Below are 23,497 nucleotides of genomic sequence, written 5' to 3'. Positions count from 1 at the left end.
TAGGATGGCGGCTAAAATGAATGTTATACCCATTAAATCCCGTTATTTATCACTACACATATAATTTCTTTCTATTACTAGCAGACGAACAAAAATAATTTGCAAATGCTTCGAACAGTTCAAATTTATTTACTATACTTTGATTGCACATCAGGAAGGCTCCGGTCTTCTGGTCCGGAAGCAGCCACATCAACGCACTAAAGCCGGGAAAGTTGCCGCTCTTAACCAAAATACGTTCGCTTCCGTATTCTGGATGGATGTTCATCTCGAATCCGTTTCGTCCGTAAGGCTTGCCTGCTTCAATGTCCGGTTTTACGGACATTAAAGCTTGAGCCGACTCTCGGCTTAAGATACGACTACCACCATAAGCCCCCTCCCCCAGCATCGCAAGCATGAAACGGGCCATATCGTCCCCAGTGGACACCATACTTCCTGTGGCCGTGTCTATTGGGCTATACAGGTAAGCCGGAACAAGCTGCTGGTCAGGATGGTAACCTTTCGCTAATCTATTTGACCATTCTGCTGGCAATGTGAAACTACTGCTGTTCATCCCGAGCGGCTGAAGGATGTGGCTATGGGCATATTGCCCGCATGACATGCCTGTAATTTGTTCAATGATGTACCCCAGAATAATGTAAGCAAAGTTGCTATATTGATATTGTTCCCCAGGAATATGAACAACGGCAGGCATATACTTATGGATAAACTGCTTCAATGTCATAGTCAAAGGGACTTCACCCCTGATCAGGTCATCCATCCCCGAATCCGGATGATCCAAACCGGATTCATAATTCAGTAGATGCTTCAAAGTTAACGACTCGTTAAACGGTCCAGGAATGTCAATGTCCTCGATGAGAGAACGGACCTTTGCATTTATATCTAATTTCCCCTGCTCTGCCAATTGCCGGATAACAACCGATGTAAATATTTTATTGATGGAGCCGACCCTCATCAGCGTAGTAGCCGGATCTACCTTAGTAGAACGTGTCAGATCGGTATAACCGCACCCCTGATTCACAACAATTTTGTTATCTTGAACCAAAACCAAAACAGCTCCTGTCACACCATCCATCCAAGGAGAATGAAGCAATCTGTCAGCAAATTCGTTTGGTTTTTCCATATAGCCTGTATACTTTATATCCTCAGAAGAAGGTATACGAAGGTTATCACCTTGACGAACACAGTGCTTAATGATCGTTCGCAGATTGTCCTTCATAAGGTCTCCAAGCCGTTGAATGGATACATTCTGGAACTGTTTTGTGCTATAACTGATAGCCAGTGTGAGCTTGCCGGAGGTGATACTGCCGACAATATCCAGTACATAGCGTCTTTGTTGCATCTCACTTACATCATTTCCTTTGGAATATGGTGAAATACCAATCGCACTGTACTGCAGCTCCTGGTCAAACTGTCCAAGATAATTAAAACTGACTTCCGGCTGTATGGCGTCTTTGAACTCTTGCGCCCAATCGGATATATAGCGCAGTATTCCAAAGCCGATACCCTTATTCGGAATCTGGCGTAAATGATCCTTTGTTTTCAATATATGCTGTGAGATATCATCGTTCGCATCTGCCACGAGTCTGACCGGATATTGGCTCGTAAACCAGCCAACTGTGCGTGTGATATCAATTCCGGGAATGATTGCCTCCCTGCCATGACCTTCCAAATGTATTATCGTCTGATAAAGATTTTTCCATTGGTACAGTGCCTGGCTCCATGCAGCGAGCAGCAAATCTTGAATGTCTGTATCATATGCTTGATGAACCTGTGTAAGCAGTTGCCGCGTTTCTTCGTTCGACCACTCTATAGTGATGGTCACTGTGTCTTTGACAAGGGAAGTCTGCTCCGTGTAATCCTTAGGAATCGGCTGACTTCCCTGGGACGCAACCTCCTGCCAATACGCACGCTCGTGCTGCAACTGCGGCTGGTATGCATAAGCATGGAGCGCCTCCGCCCAGTTTTGGAAGGATCCAGTTTTGGGAGGGAAAGTTATGACTTGCCCGTTGACCGCTTGCTCATACCCTGATGTAATGTCCTCCAGTAAAATCCTCCAGGATACCATGTCCATAACAAGATGGTGGACTACAATCAGCAAATGGTCGCTAGGATTACAACGGAACAGAACCAGCTTAACTAATGGGCCAATGTCCAATTGAATGCTGCTTTGTACCCGGTTGGACGCTTCCTCAATAGCAGTAGCTGGATTGGTTAACTGGATACAATCCCTGACTTCCAGCGTATAGAGCTCTCCTTCATCGACTTGCCGAATATAAGGAATGTATTGTTCACCGCTCCGGCGGAATACGGTCCGCAGTCCATCATGATGTTCCGCTATACGCCGCATGACCCGATGAATGGCTTCCAGATCCAGACGATCAACCCCGGCAAAGAGCATGGATTGATTAAAATGATGAGGATTTACACTATCCGGGCTCTCCAGAAACCACCGCTGAATGGGGGTTAATCGAACCGTGCCGCTCACTGGACCTTGATCTACCTTATCATTCACTTGCTCCACATGTACGCTTAACTCTGCAATCGTCTGACTCGTATACCAATGTCTCATTTCCAGCTGGAATCCGGCCTGAGACAGTCTGGAAGATACCTGAATCGATTGAATCGAATCCCCTCCCAGATCAAAAAAATCATCATGGATACCTACCTGTGGCACTCCCAGAATCTGCTGCCAGATTTCAACCAACAAGCTCTCTATTTCCGTTCGTGGTGCTGCATATCCATTTCCAGGTGTTTTCACACTATTTTCAGGAGCAGGGAGTGCATTACGGTCAATTTTTCCATTCAAAGTCAGTGGCATGGCTGGAAGCTTAATGATAAAGGCCGGAATCATATACGCAGGCATGTCCTGTTTCAATATCGTTCTTACACGTTCCGGTGTCAGGGTAGAACTACCTGTGTAGTAAGCACACAGCTGCTTGGTCCCGCCTTCCTGTTCTCTGGCAATGACAATGGTTTCCTGAATCTGCTCAATACTTAAGAGTCGAGTTTCAATCTCTCCAAGCTCCACGCGGTGACCTCTTATTTTAACTTGATGATCTATTCTGCCCAGATATTCAATCGCACCGTCCGGGAGCCATTTTACCCAATCTCCGGTTCGATAGACTCTCTCTCCATGGGAGAAAGGATTGGGAATAAATTTTTCGGAAGTCAGTTCCGGCCGGTTGAGGTACCCGCGGGCAAGTCCGCTTCCACCCACCCATAATTCGCCTGGTACACCCGGTGGCTGAAGCTGTCCTGCTTCATTCACAATGTAAGTGCTCGTATGACTTACCGGATATCCAATAGGAATGATTGCTTTGTGTTCTGTGATATCATTGACGTGATAGGCGGTTGCAAAGACTGTACTTTCTGTCGGCCCATAGACATGGATAAGCCTGTCTGGTCCAAGGTAACTCAATGCTTTCCTAACATGATCTACAGACACACGCTCTCCCCCGAAAAGAATTTTACGGAGTGAAACTAAGCGGTCCGGATATGCATCAAACATAACGTTAAATAAAGCGGTTGTAACAAACATAACGCTGACATTATGCGCAGCCATATGTTTCGTCAGCTTATCCATATCCAGCAATGCTTCTTTTGAAATCAGCACCAAGCCAGCTCCATTAAGCAAAGCTGAATAAATGTCAAAGGTGGAGCCGTCAAATGCATAGTTGGACAACTGTAATATCCGATCTTCTGGTTCAATTGTAATATAATTACTCTCATACACCACTCGGATAATGTTACGATGAGTTGTCAATATTCCTTTGGGCTTGCCTGTTGTGCCTGAAGTATAAATGACGCAGGCCAGCGAGTCCGAATGGGCCAGCCGTGGTTTTGTTTGCCTGGATAATTTCTCCTTCTGATCATTTAGAGGGCAGGTTTCATCATTAAAAACGATGAACGTACCGCTAAAGAACGCGGCTACCTTTTCCTGCAAATGGCTTTGCAGCAGCAAAATATCGACGCCTGAGTCCTCTAACATATAACGGATTCGCTCCTGCGGATACGTCGGATCTACTGGCATGTAGGCTCCACCCGCCTTGAGAATTGCTATCATGCCGATGATCATGTCAGGGCTGCGATCAGCCATCAGACAGACGATTCGCTCAGGCTCGACTCCGTAAGCAATGAGCTTTTGGGCAAGTCTGTCTGCCTGTTCATTCAGCTCACGGTACGTTAACTGAACATCGCCATGCACTAGTGCAATATGATCAGGGTAACGCTCTGCTTGTTCCTCAAATAGCTGATGAATCGTTTTCTCGGTACATTCAGGCCCGGCTGCCTGATAGCACTGTTCCAGTGTCTGCCTTGTCTCCTCCACGGTCAAAAGCTGCAATTCTGCCAGCTTGCTATCCGGCTTGCCCACAATCTGTTGCAAGAGATGATGCACATGCTCACCTATGCGCTTCACATTTTCCGCAAGAAAGACACGCGCATTATAGTTGAAGCGGATGCTGATTTTCTCACCCGGAACTACAATGATATTAAAATTATAGTTCGTTTGCTCCTGAACTTCAGCGTGAAGAATGTCAAGACGACCCGCGCTTGGCAAGCCGCTGTCTTCAAGTTGTTGTTCTACAGGATAATTTTCAAAGATCATAATATGAGTAATAAGTTGTTTCTGCACCAGCTGGGATTGAATTTCATAAAGCGGATACGTATCAAAGGCTCCTGATGCCACAGCCTGCTGCTGATTGCGTTGCAGCAGCTGAGTGAAAACCTCTCCTTCCTCCCAGCGAATACGAACCGGAATCGTATTAATAAACAAGCCGATCATTCGTTCAATGCCGGGGATTTCAGCTGGTCTGCCCGAAACAACGCTACCAAATACAGTATCTCGGGCCCCATTATATTTGTGCAGCACAATCCCCCAGACCGTTTGCAGAAGTGTATTCAGGGTTACATGATTTTCTTTAGCCAGCTGTTTCAGACTGTTAGTCAGTGCTGTGCTCAATTCGATTGCGGTTTCGGCAAGCTCGTATTCTTGATGTATACTTGTATCTGCCCCTGGAAGTATGGCCTGTCCTTCATAATATTCCAAATATTGCTTCCAGTACAGGGAAGCCTTGGCACGATCTTGTCTTTCCAGCCAAGTAATATATTCACTGTAAGGAGCTGTTGGAGGCAATTCAAGTTGAGTATGATGAAGCTTGGCATAATATATTTCAAGCAATTCGTTAAACAAAATCGGTGCGCACCATCCGTCCATAAGTACATGGTGGAAGCTCCAGACAACGTGGTAAATGGTGTCATCTTTTTGAAATACGGAAATCCGCATGAGTGCATCGGATGCAAGATCCATACCGCGCTTTTTATCATTGGCTGCATACATTTCCGTCCACTGTTTGGCATCCTCGTTCGTCATATACCGAATATCTGCAACATGAAGGGCCGGTTCTTTCTCACGGTACACCACTTGCAGCGGGGTATCCCTCCAGCCAAAATAAAAGTTGGTCCTCAGGATGTCGTACCTGTCTATGATTTGACGAAGACTTTCCCTGAAAACACGCACATCTAGCTCACCCTGCATATCAAACGTAATTTGCTCAAAATATGAGCCCGAATCAGGAGCAGCCAAGCTGTGAAAAAGCATCCCCTTTTGCATAGCGGTCAACGGATATATATTTTCAATTGTACCTGTTTCTGCCGTATCTCGGGTCAGTTGCTCCAGCTCAGCCATTGTGATCCCGGTCAACATAATATCGCTTGGCGTAAGCTCAGGAGATGTCGCTTTCTGTGTGCAATGGGTAATAATGTCCAGCAAGCTGTCATGCATCAATTCAGCGAGCTGCTCCATTGTTTCTTTCCTGTAGTCTTTTCTACTGAACCCAATCCCCATCGACAATACTCCTCCTGTAATCATTCCATTGATGTCCAGGGTGTAAGGTCTTTCCTGAAGGGAGCTCATATCCGGTCCACTGGAATAAGGCGACAGTTGGATGCTGCTGTTCTCCATGTCTTGGTCAAACTGTCCAAGATAGTTGAAGCTGATATCGGGTCGGATTTCGCAAATGTCATGTGTATTCGAAGCAGCTAAATAACGGAGCAAGCCATAACCCATGCCCTTGTTCGTCATTTGCCGCAGCATTTCTTTGGTCTGTTTGATTTGTCTGGATAGTTCATCGCCTGCATCTATTTGAAGCACCACAGGGTATTGACTCGTAAACCACCCTACCGTGCGTGTAATATCCAGACCGGGAATCATCGACTCACGGCCATGCCCTTCCAAATGAACAGCAACCTTCCCCAATCCTTTCCACTTATTAATCGCTATCCCGAGTGCTGTCAGCAGCAAATCGTTTATTTCCGTCGAGTACGCTTTATGAGCGTATTTTAGCAATTGTCCGGTTTCGGTTGCAGTCCAACGCACAGCAACCGCCTCACTGTCCATCACTCTGGAAACTCCCCTATCCAAATCTGTTGGCAGCGGTAATACCGGAATTGTACTGATGTCCCTCCAGTAATTACGTTCTTTCTCTATTTCGGGACTGTTCGCATACTCTTGCAGTTGCTTTGACCATAGCTGGAAAGAGTCGGTTTTGAGTGGAAGCTGAATACGTTCTCCTTTCACGGCCTGCTCGTAAGCCTTCTGTAAATCTTCCAGCAAAATACGCCAAGAGACGCCATCCACGACTAGATGATGAATGGTGATTAGTAAATGATCGCCATCCATACAGCGGAACAATCCCGCTTTGACAAGAGGCCCCTTATTTAACTGAAAACTGGACTGAATCCGGCTGGACGCTCGCTCAACAGCCTCACCTGCATCGGTATGTTCACGAAAGTCAAATACGTCCAGACCGTAAAGCTCTCCATCTCCAACCGCACGGTTCCAGGCCTCATAGCCGGGGTCGGCTTCATGAAAAACAATCCGCAGTGCATCGTGGTGTATTACTAATTCTTTTAACGTTGCATGCAGTGCTTCTTCCTGAAAAGCATCTTTTCTATACAGCATAAAGGATTGATTGAAATGATGAGAGTCTTCGGTCTGGCGCTCCAGAAACCATCTCTGAATAGGTGTAGACATGACAGGTCCGCTGATTTCTCCTTGGTCTGCTGTCTGGCTAACCTTTTGGACATGTGGGCTTAACAATTCAATGGTTGTATATTTGAATAAATCCTTTACATCTACTTTGTAGCCAGCCTGGTATAACCGGGAGGATACTTGTATCGCTTTAATAGAATCACCGCCGAGATCCAAAAAATGATGCTGGATGCCGACGGGAGATACGCCAAGCACGGCTTGCCAAATCGTAACAAGCGTCTCCTCTACAGCGGTCCGAGGAGCCATATAGTCCTCGTTTCCACGCTGAATTTGTTCTTCGGGAGCAGGGAGCGCTTTACGATCCACTTTTCCGTTAGGTGTCAGAGGCATCTGCTCCAGCTTCACAATAAAAGCAGGAATCATATATTCCGGGATTTTCTCCGACAGGGCGCTCCGGATATCTGACGTACGGAATTCTCCACTGCCTGCAACATAAGCACACAAATGAGGAATACCTTCCCCATTTACGTGTGTAACTACCACGGCTTCCCGAATAAAGGGCATGCTTAATAGAGCTTCTTCGATCTCGCCTGGTTCGACCCGATAACCGCGGATTTTGACCTGGTCGTCTATTCGTCCAAGGTACTCAATGCTGCCGTCAGGTAGCCAGCGTGCCAAATCACCTGTTCTGTATATACGGCCGTCAGGAACAAAAGGGTCCTCCGTAAATCTCTCCGCTGTTTCCTTCGGTAAATGGAGGTAACCTCTTGAAAGACCCGGCCCTTTAATACACAGTTCGCCTGGAGCATAGACAGGTTGAAGCTGATTCTCCCTATTTAAAATATAAACTGTAGTATTGGCAATAGGTTTCCCGATGGAAATGACTTGGTCTGTAGCACCCATTCTCCGCATAGTAGTGATGACGCTATTTTCAGTTGGCCCGTACTCATTGCAAATCTCGATCTGCTCGTTAAGTCCAGTTAAATGACGGATAAGCGCTGGGGTGATATTTTCACCACCGACTACTACATTTTTTAATGAAGATACGTCCCGGACATCCATCATGTCCAAAATACGGTACAAAAATTGCGGAGTGCTCTGCAAATGAGTGATTTTCCAGCGTCCAACCGCCTCCTTAATTGCAAAAGCATCTGCACTCTGCTGTCCATCAAGCAAATAGATGGTAGACCCTGAAATAAGCGGACCGAACAGATGTGTAATAAAGGAGTCAAACACAAAGTTGCTCATCATCAAAACACGATGTTCTTCCGTGAATGCATACGACTGTGCTTTCCATTGCAGGGTATTGGTGATGCTATGGTGCTCAATCATCACTCCCTTAGGAGTGCCAGTTGTGCCTGAGGTATAAATTAAATAGGCCAAATGCGTATTACCTGTATCATCCAGATCAGCAGTATTTTCATCATATGCAGCTAATTCATCGAGATAAACAACTTCTCCGCTGTAGTCTGACGGGACGGAAACATGCTTTTGAATTAAAACCATGTCTGCTGCCGAATCAGTCAACATATACTTCACGCGCTGCTCCGGGTATGCAGGATCAATAGGAACATACGCGCCTCCTGCCTTCAGGATACCTAAAATACCTACAACCATCTCAATAGAACGGTCTGTAATCAGAGCGATGAATTGTTCTTTTCCAACTCCTCTGGACTTTAGAGTGCGCGCCAGACGGTTAGAGCGTTCATGTAACTCACGATATGTAATCTGTACACTTTCCATGACAATGGCTAGATGGTACGGTGTGCGCTCTGCTTGTTCTCGGAACAGTTGGTGTATCGTTTTTCCCTCAGGATATTCGATAGCAGTGTTATTAAATAATGCTAACCATTGTTCCGCTTCACTGGAGGACAACAATCCCGCACTGCCGTAGTGCAAATCCGGCTCAAATAAAATAAGAGACAGTATGTGCTCCAAATGCTGTACGAGCTGATTCATATACGCGGGATCGTACAAATCCGCGTTACAGGACAATGTTAATTGAATGCTATTCTCTACATGCTCAAACTGAAACCATGCATCAGAAGAAATCCGTTCGTCACATGACTCCACATGAAGATGGCGTAAGGAAACAACGGTATGAAAAACAGGAGTATGATCCGGTGTATATGTGAGGCTCAGATTTTTCACCATTTTTCGAAATGGAAGATTTTGATGCTCAAGCGCTTCTGTTACCGTCTTTTTAAGCCCGGAAAAAGCGGATCTAAACGTACTGGATCGGCTCAGCCTCGTTTTGACAGGAAGGCATTCGTTCATTGGAAGCTCTGTAGTAGCTTGTTGCTGTAAAGCCGGCATGCCTACAATGATCTGCTCTTCCCCGGTATATTTATATATCAGGCACTCCACGCCAGCCAGCAAAATTAAATAAATAGCCATAGGAGTACCCTTGGACATAGACAGGATACGCTCAGAAACTTGCGCGGATAACAAAAAAGACATGTGATGCAAACGGGGAATAGAGCCAGCGTCAGCTTCTTTTGAATTCAGACTGGAATATGGTAACATGTTCATCCGATCCTCGGGACTGAGCATTTGTTCCCAATACAGTTCATGTTCCTTGAAAATAGACAATTTATATACCTCCCATTGTGTGTACATGACATCAAGCTGCGAGCAGGTAGCACAAATCTTCAATTGGCACAGAATGAACGGAAAAAGCACGCAAAAGCGCACTCTTTCCGCTGTCATCGTCAAAAGTTAAGCTCTATCGCGTCCATGTCTACGATAGGTTGGGCCTCTGCTTGTTGCAATTGAATTTCATTGATTTTAATGGAGACGTGTTGGGCAACCACTGAAAGAATATGTGTATAATCAGCGACAAGCTTGTCAATCATCTGTTTTTTGAAAAGGCTGGTGCTATATTCAAAGTTTCCGTAAATCCTGTTTCCATCCTCATGCATGTACAGCGTCAAATCAAATTTAGCCACGGTGGTGTCACCTAGATCATACGGCTCCATTCTTAGAGAACTGCTGTGAATTGCTTCAGCATTCATGTTTTGCAGGACAAAAAACGTATTAAACAAAGGATGTCGATTGGCTGGTGCCGAAATGCCCAGACGGTGAATCAGCTGCTCAAAAGGGTACTCCTGGTTTTCATAGGCTGACAGCATAGTTTCTTTAACATGGCCCAAATAATTGGTGAATGTCAGTTCACCTTGAGGATCTGTGCGGATTGCCAAAGTATTTACAAACATGCCAATGAGCGGCTCCATATCCACGTGGGTTCTACCCGCAACAGGAGTTCCTACAATAATATCTTCCTGACCGCTGTATTTGGACAGAAGTATCGTATAAGCAGACAGCAAGATCATATACAGGGTTACTTTTTCGTCCTCTTCCATTTTGCTTATCGACCTTGTTAAAGCTTCATCCAGCTCGAAGGACACGACTGCTCCCTCTGGATTCCATACAGTCGGACGGTTAAAATCCGTAGGAAGTTCCAGTTGCGGTGGAATTTCGCTAAACCTGTTCAGCCAATAAGCTTCTTTTTTCGCGAGTTGATCCCGGCGGAAATGTTCCGTTTCCCACACCGCATAATCTTTGTATTGAATACGAAGCGGCGGCAACATCTCCCCTTCATACAGGCTGACCAGCTCACGCACGAGAAGGTTCATGGATACTCCATCAGATATCAAATGATGCATGTCAAATAACAAAATATGGCGTTCCCGTTCAAGCACGATGATAGATGCTCGAAGCAGCGGTGCTTGCCTCAGCTCAAACGGCCGAACGAAATGACGAACATAATCCACCTTTTTTTCCTCCCCGACAATGTCGATGGAAAAAGGAACCTCAGCGTGCACCCGCTGTCTTGGCAGCCCCTGAATGAACTCAAATCCCGTGCGGAGCGACTCATGTCTTGCTATAAGCAGTCGAAATGCTTCTTCCAGACGAGCGATATCCAGCTCTCCCTCAATGACCATACCACTTGGCATGTTATATCCAGTTCCGCCGCTTTGGGATTGGGCTGCCAAGTATAGCCGTGTTTGCGCTGGAGAAAGCGGATAGTGCTCTTTGCTTGCCGCCACCGGAATCGGGATATAGATTTGCTGCTCCAGAGCCGAGATGTATTGCGCCATTTGTCCCAGAATCGGATGCTGGAATACATCCCTGATTTTTAACGGTATATTCATGCTCTTTTGAATTTTGGAAACCAGTGTAGTTGCTTTCAGAGAATGGCCTCCAAGCTCAAAAAAATGGCCCTCCAACCCAATCGGTGACAAACCAAGAACTTCCTCCCATATTCCACATAGCTGTATTTCCAGTGTTGTTTGTGGGGCAGTATACCGATCCTGCATAAAGTCCACTTTATCAGGCTCCGGGAGAGCCTTGCGATCCAGCTTTCCATTGGATGTGACAGGCAGATGGTCAAGCTGCATGACAAAAGAAGGTATCATGTAAGCTGGAAGCTGTTGGGACAGGGTTTCCATAATCTCGGAAGCGGATATGGGAACAGCTGCTGTAAAGTATCCGCACAGGAAAGGTTCACCTGTATGGTCCTTCCTCGCCATGACGACAGCTTCATGTACATGCGGTACTTTTAGCCACATCGCTTCGATTTCACCAGGTTCAATCCGGTAACCCCGGATTTTCACTTGATGATCGATACGCCCTAAATACTCCAGATTTCCATCGGGCAACCAGCGAGCCAAATCACCGGTTTTGTACATGCGCTCTCCGGAAGCATACGGGCAAGCAACAAATTTGTCTGCCGTCAGCTCAGGACGGTTGATGTAGCCACGAGCCAATCCGATTCCGCTGATGCATAGCTCTCCTGGAACTCCTATTGGCTGCAAATGATGATCCGCATCTACGACATACAGCTTGATGTTATGAATCGGTTTTCCTATAGGTATTTTCCCTGGAGCCACGCCTTCCGGACAATCATAGTAAGATACATCAATGGCTGCTTCCGTCGGACCGTACAAATTCACCAGCCGTGTCCCGTTAGGTTCTCGCAGCAGTGAATTGAAGCGGCTAACATGCTGTGGTTTCAGCGCCTCTCCACTGGCAAATATCCAGCGCAAGCTGTGTAACGATATGTCCTGGATACTACTTGCCACACCATCCAGAAAAACGGACAGCATGGAAGGAACAAAATGTAGCACCGAAATCTGATAGCGATCTATGACCTGAGCGATCGTAAATGGGTCCTTTTCCGCTCCCGGCTCCAGAAAAACAACACTTGCCCCTTGAGTTCCCCACCAGAACAACTCCCATACAGACACATCGAAGCTAAAGGTAGTCTTCTGCAAAATAACGTCCTTATCGTTCAGAGGATAACTGAATTGCATCCAATGGATCCGGTTTATGACAGAACGATGCTCAATCATAACCCCTTTTGGATGACCGGTCGTACCTGAAGTATAGATGACATACGCCAAATCTTCAGGACCGGCAACAGGAGTCAAATTGCTGTCATCCTCCTGGTAACAGCCCGGATCTTCCAAAACAAGACAGCAGCCTGTAAAGGAAGTTTGTGGCTGAAGATGAGCCTGCAACAGCATTACAGTTACGTCTGCATCGTGCAGCATGTAGGCTATGCGTTCCTCAGGCAGCAGCGGGTCAATCGGCATGTAGGCCCCGCCAGCTTTAAGTATGGCAAGCAGCCCAACCATCATTTCCAGCGATCTATCCGTCATCAGCCCGACGATTTGGTTGGGTCCAGTTCCGTTTAATCTCAACGTCCTTGCCAACCGATTGGCCTGTCCGTTAAGTTCCCGGTACGTGAATTGCCGATCCCCCGCTATCGCAGCAACCTGGTCCGGTGTCTGCACCACCTGTTCTTCAAACCATTGATGAAGGGTCAGATTGGACGGATATGCTCTATCCGTATGATTGAACTCATCTAATATCTGTGTCTGCTCATCTTCTGTAATACAGGTCAATGCTTGTACAAGAAAAGTCGGGCACTGTGCGACCTGAAATAATAATTGCAGCAGATGACCACCCAATCGTTGCACATCTTCTTCCGCATAAGCCAGCTCGTTATACTGAAAACGGAAGGTAAGCGTTTCTCCGGGAACGATTATGAGATTAAAATCATAGCCTGTATATTCATCAAGTGAAGCATCTGTTACCGTCAATGTACCGGAATTATGATGACCAGCATTTACTTCTTCCATCTCCTGCTCTACTGGATAGTTTTCAAACACCAGCAGGTGTGTAATTACACTACGAGATACGCCGGACTGGGCCTGTATTTCATACAATGGATATGTGTCGTAAGCATGAGAGGCTATAGCCATCTGCTGAGTCCGAGCCATTACTTGATCGAAAGTATCTGTAGGTTCACAGCGAACACGCACAGGGACCGTATTAATGAACAAGCCAACTATATGTTCAACTCCCGGGATTTCAGCGGGTCTGCCGGACACAACGCTTCCAAATACCGCATCCTGATGACGATTCCACTTTTGAAGCAGTATTCCCCACGCCGTTTGAAGCAGTGTGTTTAAAGTTACCTTATGCTCAGCGGCAATCTGCCTTAAACGGGCAGTTAATTGTGAATCGACTGAGAGGGTCCATTGCTGCGGATCATAGGCATTCGCTTCAAACGCTTCGGTTGCTGTCAGCTTGCTTCCTGGAAGAAGTGTCTCCCCTTCATATTGATGCAAGTAAGTTTTCCAGTAAGTTTTTGCTGCCTCCTCATCTTGCTGTTCCAGCCATTCAATATACGTCGTGTAGGGCACTGCCTCAGGCAAACGGGGTTCCCGTCCTTCCTGTGCCGCAGTGTAGATTTCCAGCAGTTCGCGGAGGACCAGCGGTACACACCATCCGTCCATGAGGATATGATGAAAACTCCAAATAAAACGATAAGCAGCGTTATCAGTACGCAAGACCGACATCCTAACAAGTGCATGCTGTGACAAATCAAAGCCCCTAGACGCATCATCCCTTGTGTAAGCATCTATATAGCCTTCACGATGCTCTTTGTTCATCCCCCGGATGTCTTGTTCATGAAACTCAAAGTTCCTTTGCCGATAAATAACTTGAAAAGGCATATCGCTCCAGCCACTGTAAAAGTTAGTACGGAAAATAGCATGTCGTTGCGTAAGCTGCTGTAAACTTTGCTTCATTAAAGAGATATCCAAATTCCCCTGGATATTAAAATTTGCTTGTTCAAAATAAGCCCCGGACTGCGTATGAAGCTGGCTGTGGTATAACATGCCTTTTTGCATGGGAGTTAACGAGCATACATTTTCGATCTCTCCAGTATCCGCTGTATACTTCACCAGTTCATCAAGCACAGGAATCGTCAATCCACGGAATGAGACATCACTTGGTGTTATCTCTGTACGTGTATGGGCCGCACAGTGTTGTATGACTCTACAAAGCTCCGTCCGCACATATTCACCAAACAGGCGCACAGTCTGTTCGTCATACTGGTGATCACTGTATCCTATGGACAGGGTTAAGGCACCGCCGGAAATAATGCTGTTTAAATCCAAAGCATAATGTCGCGGATGATTTTCACTTTCCAACGGACCGACGCTATAAGATGATGGACGAAGCGATTGCTTATTCAAATCCTGATCAAATTGACCAAGATAGTTAAAGCTGATTTCCGGTTTGCACAGGACATTGCGTTCCGTCTGTCGGGCGTACAAATATTTGAACAGACCATAGCCAATCCCTTTACGTGGAATCTGGCGAAGCCCTTCTTTCACATGTTTAATATGGTCCGATAGTGTATGGTTCCGGCTGATATCCAGCAGAACCGGATATTGGCTCGTGAACCAGCCAACCGTCCGCGTCATATCCAGATCCGGAGAAATGGCTTCACGTCCATGGCCCTCCAAATTAACTATAACCTGCTCAAAGCCGGTCCAACGCTGGACCGCTAATCCGAGTGCAGTTAATAACAGATCATTAATTTCAGTATTGTATGCTTGATGCGTTTTCTTTAATAGCATCTGTGTCTCTTCTTCGGTCCACTGTACAGTTACCACCGCGTTGTCAGCCATTCGTCCATTATCCGCCTGTCTGTCCTTAGGTAAAGAAGATACAGACAAGGCTTCCATGCGTTCCCAATACTCGCGTTCTTCCTGTAAATGCGAATCATTGGCATGCACGCTAAGCCACTCCGTCCACTCCCGGTACGAGCTTGTCTTATATGGGAATTGGATACTCTCCCCTTTAAGCGCCTGGTCATATCCTGTTCCTATGTCTTCCAGCAAAATACGCCATGAAACCCCGTCCACCACTAAATGATGAATGGTGATGAACAAGTGATCGCCTTCTGCGCATCGGAAAAGAGCAAGTTTTATAAGAGGACCGTTGCACAAATCCATGCTCTCCTGTATCTGCCACACCTTTTGCTCTATTGAACGAGCAGGGTTCTTTTCGCGGGTGAAATCGTAGGTATAAAGGCAAAACGTTTCTCCCTCATTGCTTCCCCGATTCCAAGCTTTATAGCCTTGCCCGCTCTCCCGGAATACCGTGCGCAGCGCATCATGATGACATACCAGCTGCGACATGACTTTACGTAGCGCAGTTTCCTCAAACGATTCCGCACGGTAGAGCATGACAGACTGATTAAAGTGATGAACATCCGTAGTCATCTGTTCAAAGAACCAGTGTTGAATCGGGGATAATTTCATCTTCCCCTGTACTTCCCCTTGATCAACCGTCCGGCTTATTAACTGGATGTAAGGACTTAATTCCGCAATAGTCGGATACTTGAACAGCTCCTTCATACCAACCTTGTATCCTGCTTGATACAATCTGGAAGATACCTGAATGGATTTAATGGAGTCTCCTCCCAGATCAAAAAAATTATCGGTAATGCCCACTCTCGAGGCACCAAGAACATTTTCCCAAATGACAGCCAAAGCAGCTTCCGCTGGCGTACTCGGTGGTACATAAGCTTTATCGGTATGCACCATAGTCTCGGGAGAAGGCAGAGCTTTGCGGTCAATTTTCCCATTTGGTGTGAGCGGCATTCGTTCTAACTGAATAAAATGGGATGGTATCATATATGTGGGCAAATGCAGGGCAAGCTGCTCTCTCAAGCCGGCTGCCGTCACACGTTGTTCTGCCACCACATAAGCGCAAAGCTGCTGTTGCCCTGCTCCATTTTCTCTGGCAATAACTATTGTTTCCTGGACTGAAGGGATTTTCATAAGCTGTAATTCCACTTCACCCAGCTCAATGCGGTATCCTCTGATCTTCACCTGATGATCTGCGCGTCCCAAATATTCCAGATCGCCGTCTGGAAGCAGACGGGCCAAGTCTCCGGTTTTATACATTTTTGCACCGGACACGAATGGATGCTCCACAAATTTTCCTGCTGTTAGCTCTGGTTTTTGTAAATAACCCCTGGCTAATCCGTCGCCAGCTACATACAATTCGCCGGGCACGCCTACAGGCATTAGCTGCTTCCGGTTATTTAATACGTAAGCTTGCAGTGTCGGGAGGGGTTGTCCGATATTGCTTTTACCAGACTCTATCTCTTGCTCTCCAATTTCCTTGTACGTGACATGCACGGTCGTCTCTGTAATGCCGTACATATTGATTAATTGTATCGCTGGATATCTTTCTCGCCATTCCTTGAGTATCGCAGGACGGAGTGCTTCCCCGCCAAAAATGATTTTCCGTAAATGCAGCATAGTCGGACTGTACAAGAACTCCTCCTGAATGAGCTGTGCAAAATAAGTGGGCGTCTGATTCAGAACTGTAACCCTTTCAGACAGAATCAGTTTTCTGAGCTCCTGCGGATTTTTAGCCGTTAAAGTCGGTACGATGACCAATTTACCCCCGTTCAGCAGTGCCCCGTACATCTCCCAAACAGAGAAGTCAAAACAATAGGAATGAAACATCGTCCAGGTGTCTTCCGCTCCAAAGTCAAACCGGTTTTGACTGTTAAACAACAGCCGTACAACATTTTTGTGTTCAATTAGAGTCCCTTTAGGTTGGCCCGTAGTTCCAGATGTGTAGATTACATAAGCAAGTGCTTGCGAATGCACGGGATATTGAGGATTAGAGTGAATCTCAGCATACGAATGTGCATCGTCCAGCAGCAGAACCTTTACATTGGCAGAAGTACCAACCTTCGCTTGAAGATGGCTTTGTGTCAAAATAACCTGAACGCAGGAATCATTCATCATATACTCAATCCGTTCCTGCGGGTATTCAGGGTCTATAGGAACATAGGCGCCTCCAGCTTTCAAGACGGCCAAGATTGCAACGATCATGGCCGGAGAACGATCAACCAGTATACCAACTAAGTGATCGGTAACTACTCCCTCCGCTCTTAATGTTCTTGCCAGCCGATTAGCCTGCTCATTTAGTTGTCTGTAGGTTAAGCATTGATCTTGATATACAACAGCAGGATGATCTGGTCTGAGACAGGCTTGTTTCTCAAACAAGCCGTGAATGGTCTCTTCACGTGGGTAATCTGCTTGTGTGGTATCGTTTAAATAGGTCAAAAGTTCTTGCTGCTCTGCGGCAGACAGTATGTCCATTTGGCCTAATTCCAGTCCAGGCTGATCCATCATCAATGTAAATATGCCGATAAAGTGCTCCATCACTTTGCGCATATAAGATTCGTCATACAGCCTGCTATTGTATTGGAGGGACATCTCTAGCGTCCCCATGTTCTGGCTGAACGTGAAGATACTATCGGTTATTGCCATATCACGGAACTCGGAAGCATGTAATTCACGAAGTGACACAACGGTATGCACACTAGGCATACCGTTCTCAGCAGTCGGTAGATGCAGATGCTCCGTCATTTTGTGAAAAGGGAAATTCTGATGCTTAATGGACTCATTAACCGACAGGTTAACCTCCCTTAACAGCGATCGGAAAGTAGAAGAATCGCTTATTTCTACTTTTAAAGGCAGCATTTCCTCAATATATGGATACATTTGCTGATGAGCCTGTGTAGTCGGAATTCCTAAAATGAGGTCCTTTTCATTAGTGTATTTGAACAGCAGCCCGCTCAAGCCAGTTAAAACAATCAGATACACTGCCATATCCGAATCCTTAGCCATAGACAATACACGGCTGGATATTTCGGAAGGCAAATCAGTCTGAATTGTTGCCCATGCTGGCTGCCCTCCGTTTTCCGGGTGACTGTAGGGAAATGTTGTCATCCGACTGCCAGAATCAAAACGTCCGCTCCAAAATATGCCTTCTTTTTCAAATCCGTTCATTGCGGCCCTCTCCTTGGAAAATTGTTGGAAGTACAGTGAAATCAGTCTACCCATACCGTTTTGGTAAAGATGTCTTAAATCGAGATTTCAATCAGTCCAAGCTCATTTTCATCCATTTCACTCAATGAAATGTCCATTAATTTCCTTCTCGGGTCAGTAGATATGGCAATCAGTATAAGAAGCAGATCATTGGACATGCGCTCCATCGTTTTGGCCTTGAAGAGACGAGTACCATATTCAAAACTGAATCGTAAGCCCTGTTCATCAGCCGTCGCATATAAGGTTAGATCAAATTTTGCGGTATTATAGGCATTAGTGTATGGCGTAAATGTCAGTGACTCTATTGCCAAGGTCGTCTCCTCTGTATTTTGAAGTACAAGCATCGTATCAAATAATGGAGTCCGGCTAATGTCCCTTTTTAAATGGAGCTTGTCCACTAATTCCTCAAATGGATAGCTTTGATGCTCGAAGGCACTTGTCATCGTATCCTTGACCTCTTGGAGAAGCGTGAGGAATGATTTCTCTGCTGAGGGATAATTCCGAATAGCGAGTGTATTTACGAACATACCAATTAACGGCTCCGTATCTACATGCGTCCTGCCCGCCATCGGTGTACCCACAATCACATCCTCCTGCCCACTGTATTTCGCAAGCAATACCGTATAAGCTGCCAATAATATCATGTGGAGGGTTGCACCTGTATGTTTCTCCAGGTTCATAATGCCTTGGCTAACCGTAATATCCGCCTCAAATTGAAACTCTTCGCCTTCATGACTTTGCACAGGTAACCGTTCATAATCTGTTGGTAATTCAAGCTTAGGTAAATCACCATTAAACATATTAAGCCAGTATTTTGCATGCTTGTTCATCTCTTCATTTTCAAGCTGCTGTTGCTGCCAAACGGCATAATCCTTGTATTGAATAGTAAGAGGAGGCATCGATTTACCCTCATATAATTCAATGAATTCTTTCATGAAAATATTTATAGAAATGCCGTCCGAAATCAGATGATGCATGTCAAACAACAGCAAATGCCGACTGTTGCCAAGCGGGACAATCCCGGCACGCATTAAAGGAGGCCGATGAAGCTCAAAGGGCCGGATAAAGTTACTTATTATGACGTCAACCGCTGTTTCGCCAGCAGTTATTTGCTCAAGGTCAAACACTGCTTCTGCATGCACATATTGCACAGGTTCCCCTTCAATTGCCTCAAAGCCCGTTCGCAAAGGCTCGTGCCGTTGAATCAATTGCCTCAACGAATATTCCAGTCGATCTACATCCAAAGCCCCTTCCACAATCAGCACAGCAGGCATATTGTAGGCCATTTCTCCACCTGTAGACTGGCTTGCTATAAACAGCCGCTTCTGTGCGGAAGAAACAGGGTAATACACACTCTCCGGGGCTTTCGGTATAGGAGTATACGATGTACGGTTCTCCATCCGGTCTACATACCCCGCCATGTCTTCAATTGTCGGGTATGTGAAAATATCCTTGAGTGTAACTTTCGCATTCAGTTCCTTATGAATTTTGGCTACAAGTTGAGTTGCTTTAAGTGAATGACCGCCGATATCAAAGAAATGATCCGTGATGCTCACTCGTTCTCTTTTCAATATGTCAGCCCATATCGCTGCAAGCAGCTGTTCCGTATGTGTGCGTGGCGGAATGTAGACTTCAGCTGACTGCTGATCTGCGGCTGGTACAGGCAATGCCTGGCGATTGATTTTCCCGCTGGTTGTCCACGGCATACGATCTAGTTGTATTACATAGGAAGGAACCATGTATGCAGGCAGATAACGTGCAACTGCTGTACGTACATCTTTGGTGGAGAGGTGTTTCCCTGCTGTAATATAAGCGCATAAAACCTTGTCCCCGTCGCCATCATCTCTTGCCAGCACGATCGCTTCCTGAACAGATTCCAGCTTAAGCAGTATGTTTTCGATCTCACCCATTTCAATACGGAATCCCCGGATCTTAACCTGATCGTCCAGACGGCCAAGACAGTACACATATCCTTCTGGCCCAAAGACCGCCAAGTCTCCGGTGCGATACATTTTCGCGTTCGGTTCGGTCTGGAACGGGTCCGGCACAAAACGGGAAGCGGTTGCTTCCGGTTGATTCACGTATCCTCTTGCCACACCAGCTCCCGCAATGTAAAGTTCGCCTGCGATTCCAATAGGCTGCGGCTGTAAAAATTCATTTAAAATGTATAGACGAGTATTGAGATTGGGCGTACCGATAGGGATGCTATTTTCAAAGTGCTGATCATGACACAAGTAACTGGCAACTTCAACGGTTGCTTCAGTAGGCCCATAGGTGTTATACAACTGCGATCCATTCGGGATTGTCAGCACATCATAAAATTGCCGGGCTAATGACGACGACAGCATTTCGCCCCCAACCGATATATATTTTAATGTTGCAAGCTGATCTGCTGCGCTGTACTCGCGAACATAATCTACAAAAGCTTGAAGCATGGAGGGTGCGAATTCGAGATGTGACACCCCGTATCGTTGGACGGCGGCTGTGATAGCTGCCGGGTCTTTCTCTTCTCCGGGCTCCAGTATACTGAGACAAGCGCCCTTTAGCATCCACCAGCACAATTCCCACACAGATGCGTCGAAAGAGACAGAAGTTTTTTGCAAAAGTACATCTTCCGGTTCAAGTGGACCCCGTTGTTCTAATGTATGAAGAAAATTCAAGACGGAACGATGCTCTACCGCCACGCCTTTAGGCTGGCCGGTTGACCCCGATGTATAAATGATATAAGCCAAATTAGAAATGGAACAATTGCATACCAAATTGTGGGAATCCTCATCACCGCATGGCGTGTGATCAACTATTATGCTCTCTCCAGCAAAGTTTATATGGTGCTGCGTATGATAGTCCGTCAGCAAAACCGCTGCCCCCGAATCCTCTAGCATGTACTCGATTCTGCTCGCCGGATATTCTGGATCAATGGGTACATATGCCCCGCCCGCTTTCCAAATGGCCAGCATACTGAGAATGACCTGGGGTGAACGCTCAAATAGCATAGCTACAGGGTGATCCTCACGAACGCCTGCTTTTCTTAATGTGCGAGCCAACCTGTTGGCTTGCGCGTTTAATTCTGCGTAAGTCATTTGTACCTCACCATATACCAGTGCGATGCGCTCTGGTGTTCGGGCTGCTTGTGCTTCAAAAAATTGATGAATAAGAATATGTTCCGGGATAACTGCCGCTGTATTGTTAAAGTGTTCAAGAATATTTTGGGATTCCTCGCGTGTCAGTATATCCAGCTTGCGGATTACAAGGTCTGGTAAATTGGTAACTTGGGTAATTATACGCTCTAGATGTCCCTTCATCCTTGCCACATGTGCATGGCTGTATGTCTCTGTGTTGTATTGAAATTCGATTTGCATATTTTCACCAGGAACGACACTTATCATGAAATCATAATTGGTTTGCTCAGATGTCTTGACGTCCAAAATCTGCAATGATGTTGCTTCCGGATCACTGCCTTGTATCAGAGCCTGTTCAATCGGGTAATTTTCAAAAACCATAATATGGCTGATTAACTTTTGTTTTTGCTCTGTTTGTGCCTGAATTTCATATAGCGGGAACGTCTCATAGCTGTGTGAAGCAACAGCTTGTTGTTGTACGATACGGATGATTTCAGAAAAAGTCTGATCTGGACTGCACTGAATACGAACAGGCACGGTATTGATAAACAAACCGATCATGTCCTGAATTCCGGGCAAATGAGGCGGTCTACCAGATACAACACTGCCGAACACGACATCAGTGGTGTTATTATATCGCTGCAGCAGCAGGCCCCACACCGTTTGCATCAAGGTATTGACAGTAACATGCTGACGGATGGCTGTGTTTTTTAATTTAGTTGTCAGGTCTTCTCCCAAGCTCCAAGCCAGCTTCGCTTGATATGGCGCTCCAACAGGAGACGCTGGTAAAACGGATGATAGGCTGGTATGCCCTTCATAACCTGCCAAGTAATGTTTCCAGTAATCGGATGCCTCCTTCTGATTCTGCGCTCCAAGCCAGTTCACATAGCTGCTGTACGGAAAAACTTCTTTCAGCCGGGGAGGACGACGCTGGCTGATGGCATCATAAAGCTCAAACAGTTCTTGTGTAACCATCGGAATGCACCAGCCATCCATTAACATATGATGAAAACTCCAGATCAAATCGTATTCATCAGGACCTGATTGCAAAACCGTAAACCTCGTTAGCGGGTCTTGCTCTAGATCAAAGCCTCTTCTTCGGTCTTCAGCCGCCAAATTGAACACCCTATCGTTTCGTTCTGATTTATCAATGCAATTGATGTCCTGATAAACCAGATCAATTCGGCTTTTTTGAAATACCACTTGCAGAGCTTCCTTGTTCCAGCCACTATAAAAGCTGGTTCTGAACACAGCATGTCGCTGTCCTAATCTGTTGAGACTTTGAGCAAGAATATCCATATCCAGATGACCCTCCAAATGAATGATCATCTGTTCAAAATAGGCCTCCGATTGGGAATCGAGCAAACTGTGAAACAACATGCCTTTTTGCATCGGTGTCATCGGATATAAGCTCTCCAATTCACCCAGCTGTTGTGTAGATTGGATCAAACGGTCCAACTCGGAGATTTCCATTTCAGAAAACGATACATCACTAGGTGTGAGTTCTGTTCCTTCTTTAGAAATACAATGAAGTATAATTTCCTGCAGACTCGTTCTCAGGCAGTTGCCAAGCTGTTCTATGGACTCCTTCTTGTACTGGGTGTGGCTATAGGAAATAGTCAGCGACAATTTCCCCTCATAAACCATTCCGTGTATCTCAAGAAGGTACGTACGAACATGACGCTCGCTTACAGTTAGGCCGCCATGATACGGTGATGGTCGCATATGACCATCCGGTTTCAAATCATATTGCCCCAGATAGTTAAAGCTGATTTCCGGTGTTTGACCAGCCGGTCCATCCTCGGTCTGATCCGAGGTGTAGCGCAGCAGCCCATACCCTATACCTTTGTTGGGAACCCGCCGCAGCTCCTCCTTCACCGTCTTGATTTGCACGGATAATGCCTGCCCTGCCGGAAAGGACAGCCGTACCGGATAGCGACTGGTGAACCATCCTACCGTCCGTGTCACATCCAGTTCCGGCACGATTGCCTCTCTTCCATGCCCCTCCAGGCTGATCGCTACTTCCGTGATGCCCGTCCATGCCTGTATGGCCCGTCCCAGTGCGGTCAGCAGCAGATCATTCATCTCTGTCGTATATGCCCGGTGACTTTGCTTGAGCAACTGCTCCGTCTCTCCCGCTGTCCACTGCACCGTCACTTCTTCACTGT

2 protein-coding genes and 1 pseudogene are annotated in these 23,497 nt (G+C 46.2%); all 3 read right to left on the bottom strand.

Annotation, left to right across the window (positions count from 1 at the left end; translation table 11 throughout):
• Positions 1-52: 52 nt before the first annotated feature.
• Complete coding sequence (locus tag ABIA61_RS20335) at positions 53-9,610, bottom strand: amino acid adenylation domain-containing protein (RefSeq protein ID WP_404581180.1); 9,558 nt, start codon at positions 9,608-9,610, stop codon at positions 53-55.
• A 92-nt stretch (positions 9,611-9,702) separates the two neighbouring features.
• Positions 9,703-18,234 (bottom strand): annotated as a pseudogene (locus ABIA61_RS20330) (amino acid adenylation domain-containing protein); the annotation flags it as partial.
• 11 nt (positions 18,235-18,245) lie between these two features.
• Complete coding sequence (locus ABIA61_RS20320) at positions 18,246-23,480, bottom strand: amino acid adenylation domain-containing protein (protein ID WP_404581179.1); 5,235 nt, start codon at positions 23,478-23,480, stop codon at positions 18,246-18,248.
• Positions 23,481-23,497 lie beyond the last annotated feature (17 nt).

Source organism: Paenibacillus sp. RC21 (assembly GCF_044907935.1).
Classification (GTDB): domain Bacteria; phylum Bacillota; class Bacilli; order Paenibacillales; family Paenibacillaceae; genus Paenibacillus; species Paenibacillus terrae_A.
This window is presented reverse-complemented; position numbering and strand designations above follow the sequence as displayed.

Excerpts from the sequence above, each read along its gene's own strand:
- ABIA61_RS20335 (WP_404581180.1), bottom strand. The coding sequence starts at position 9,610 with ATGTACACACAATGGGAGGTATATAAATTGTCTATTTTCAAGGAACAT.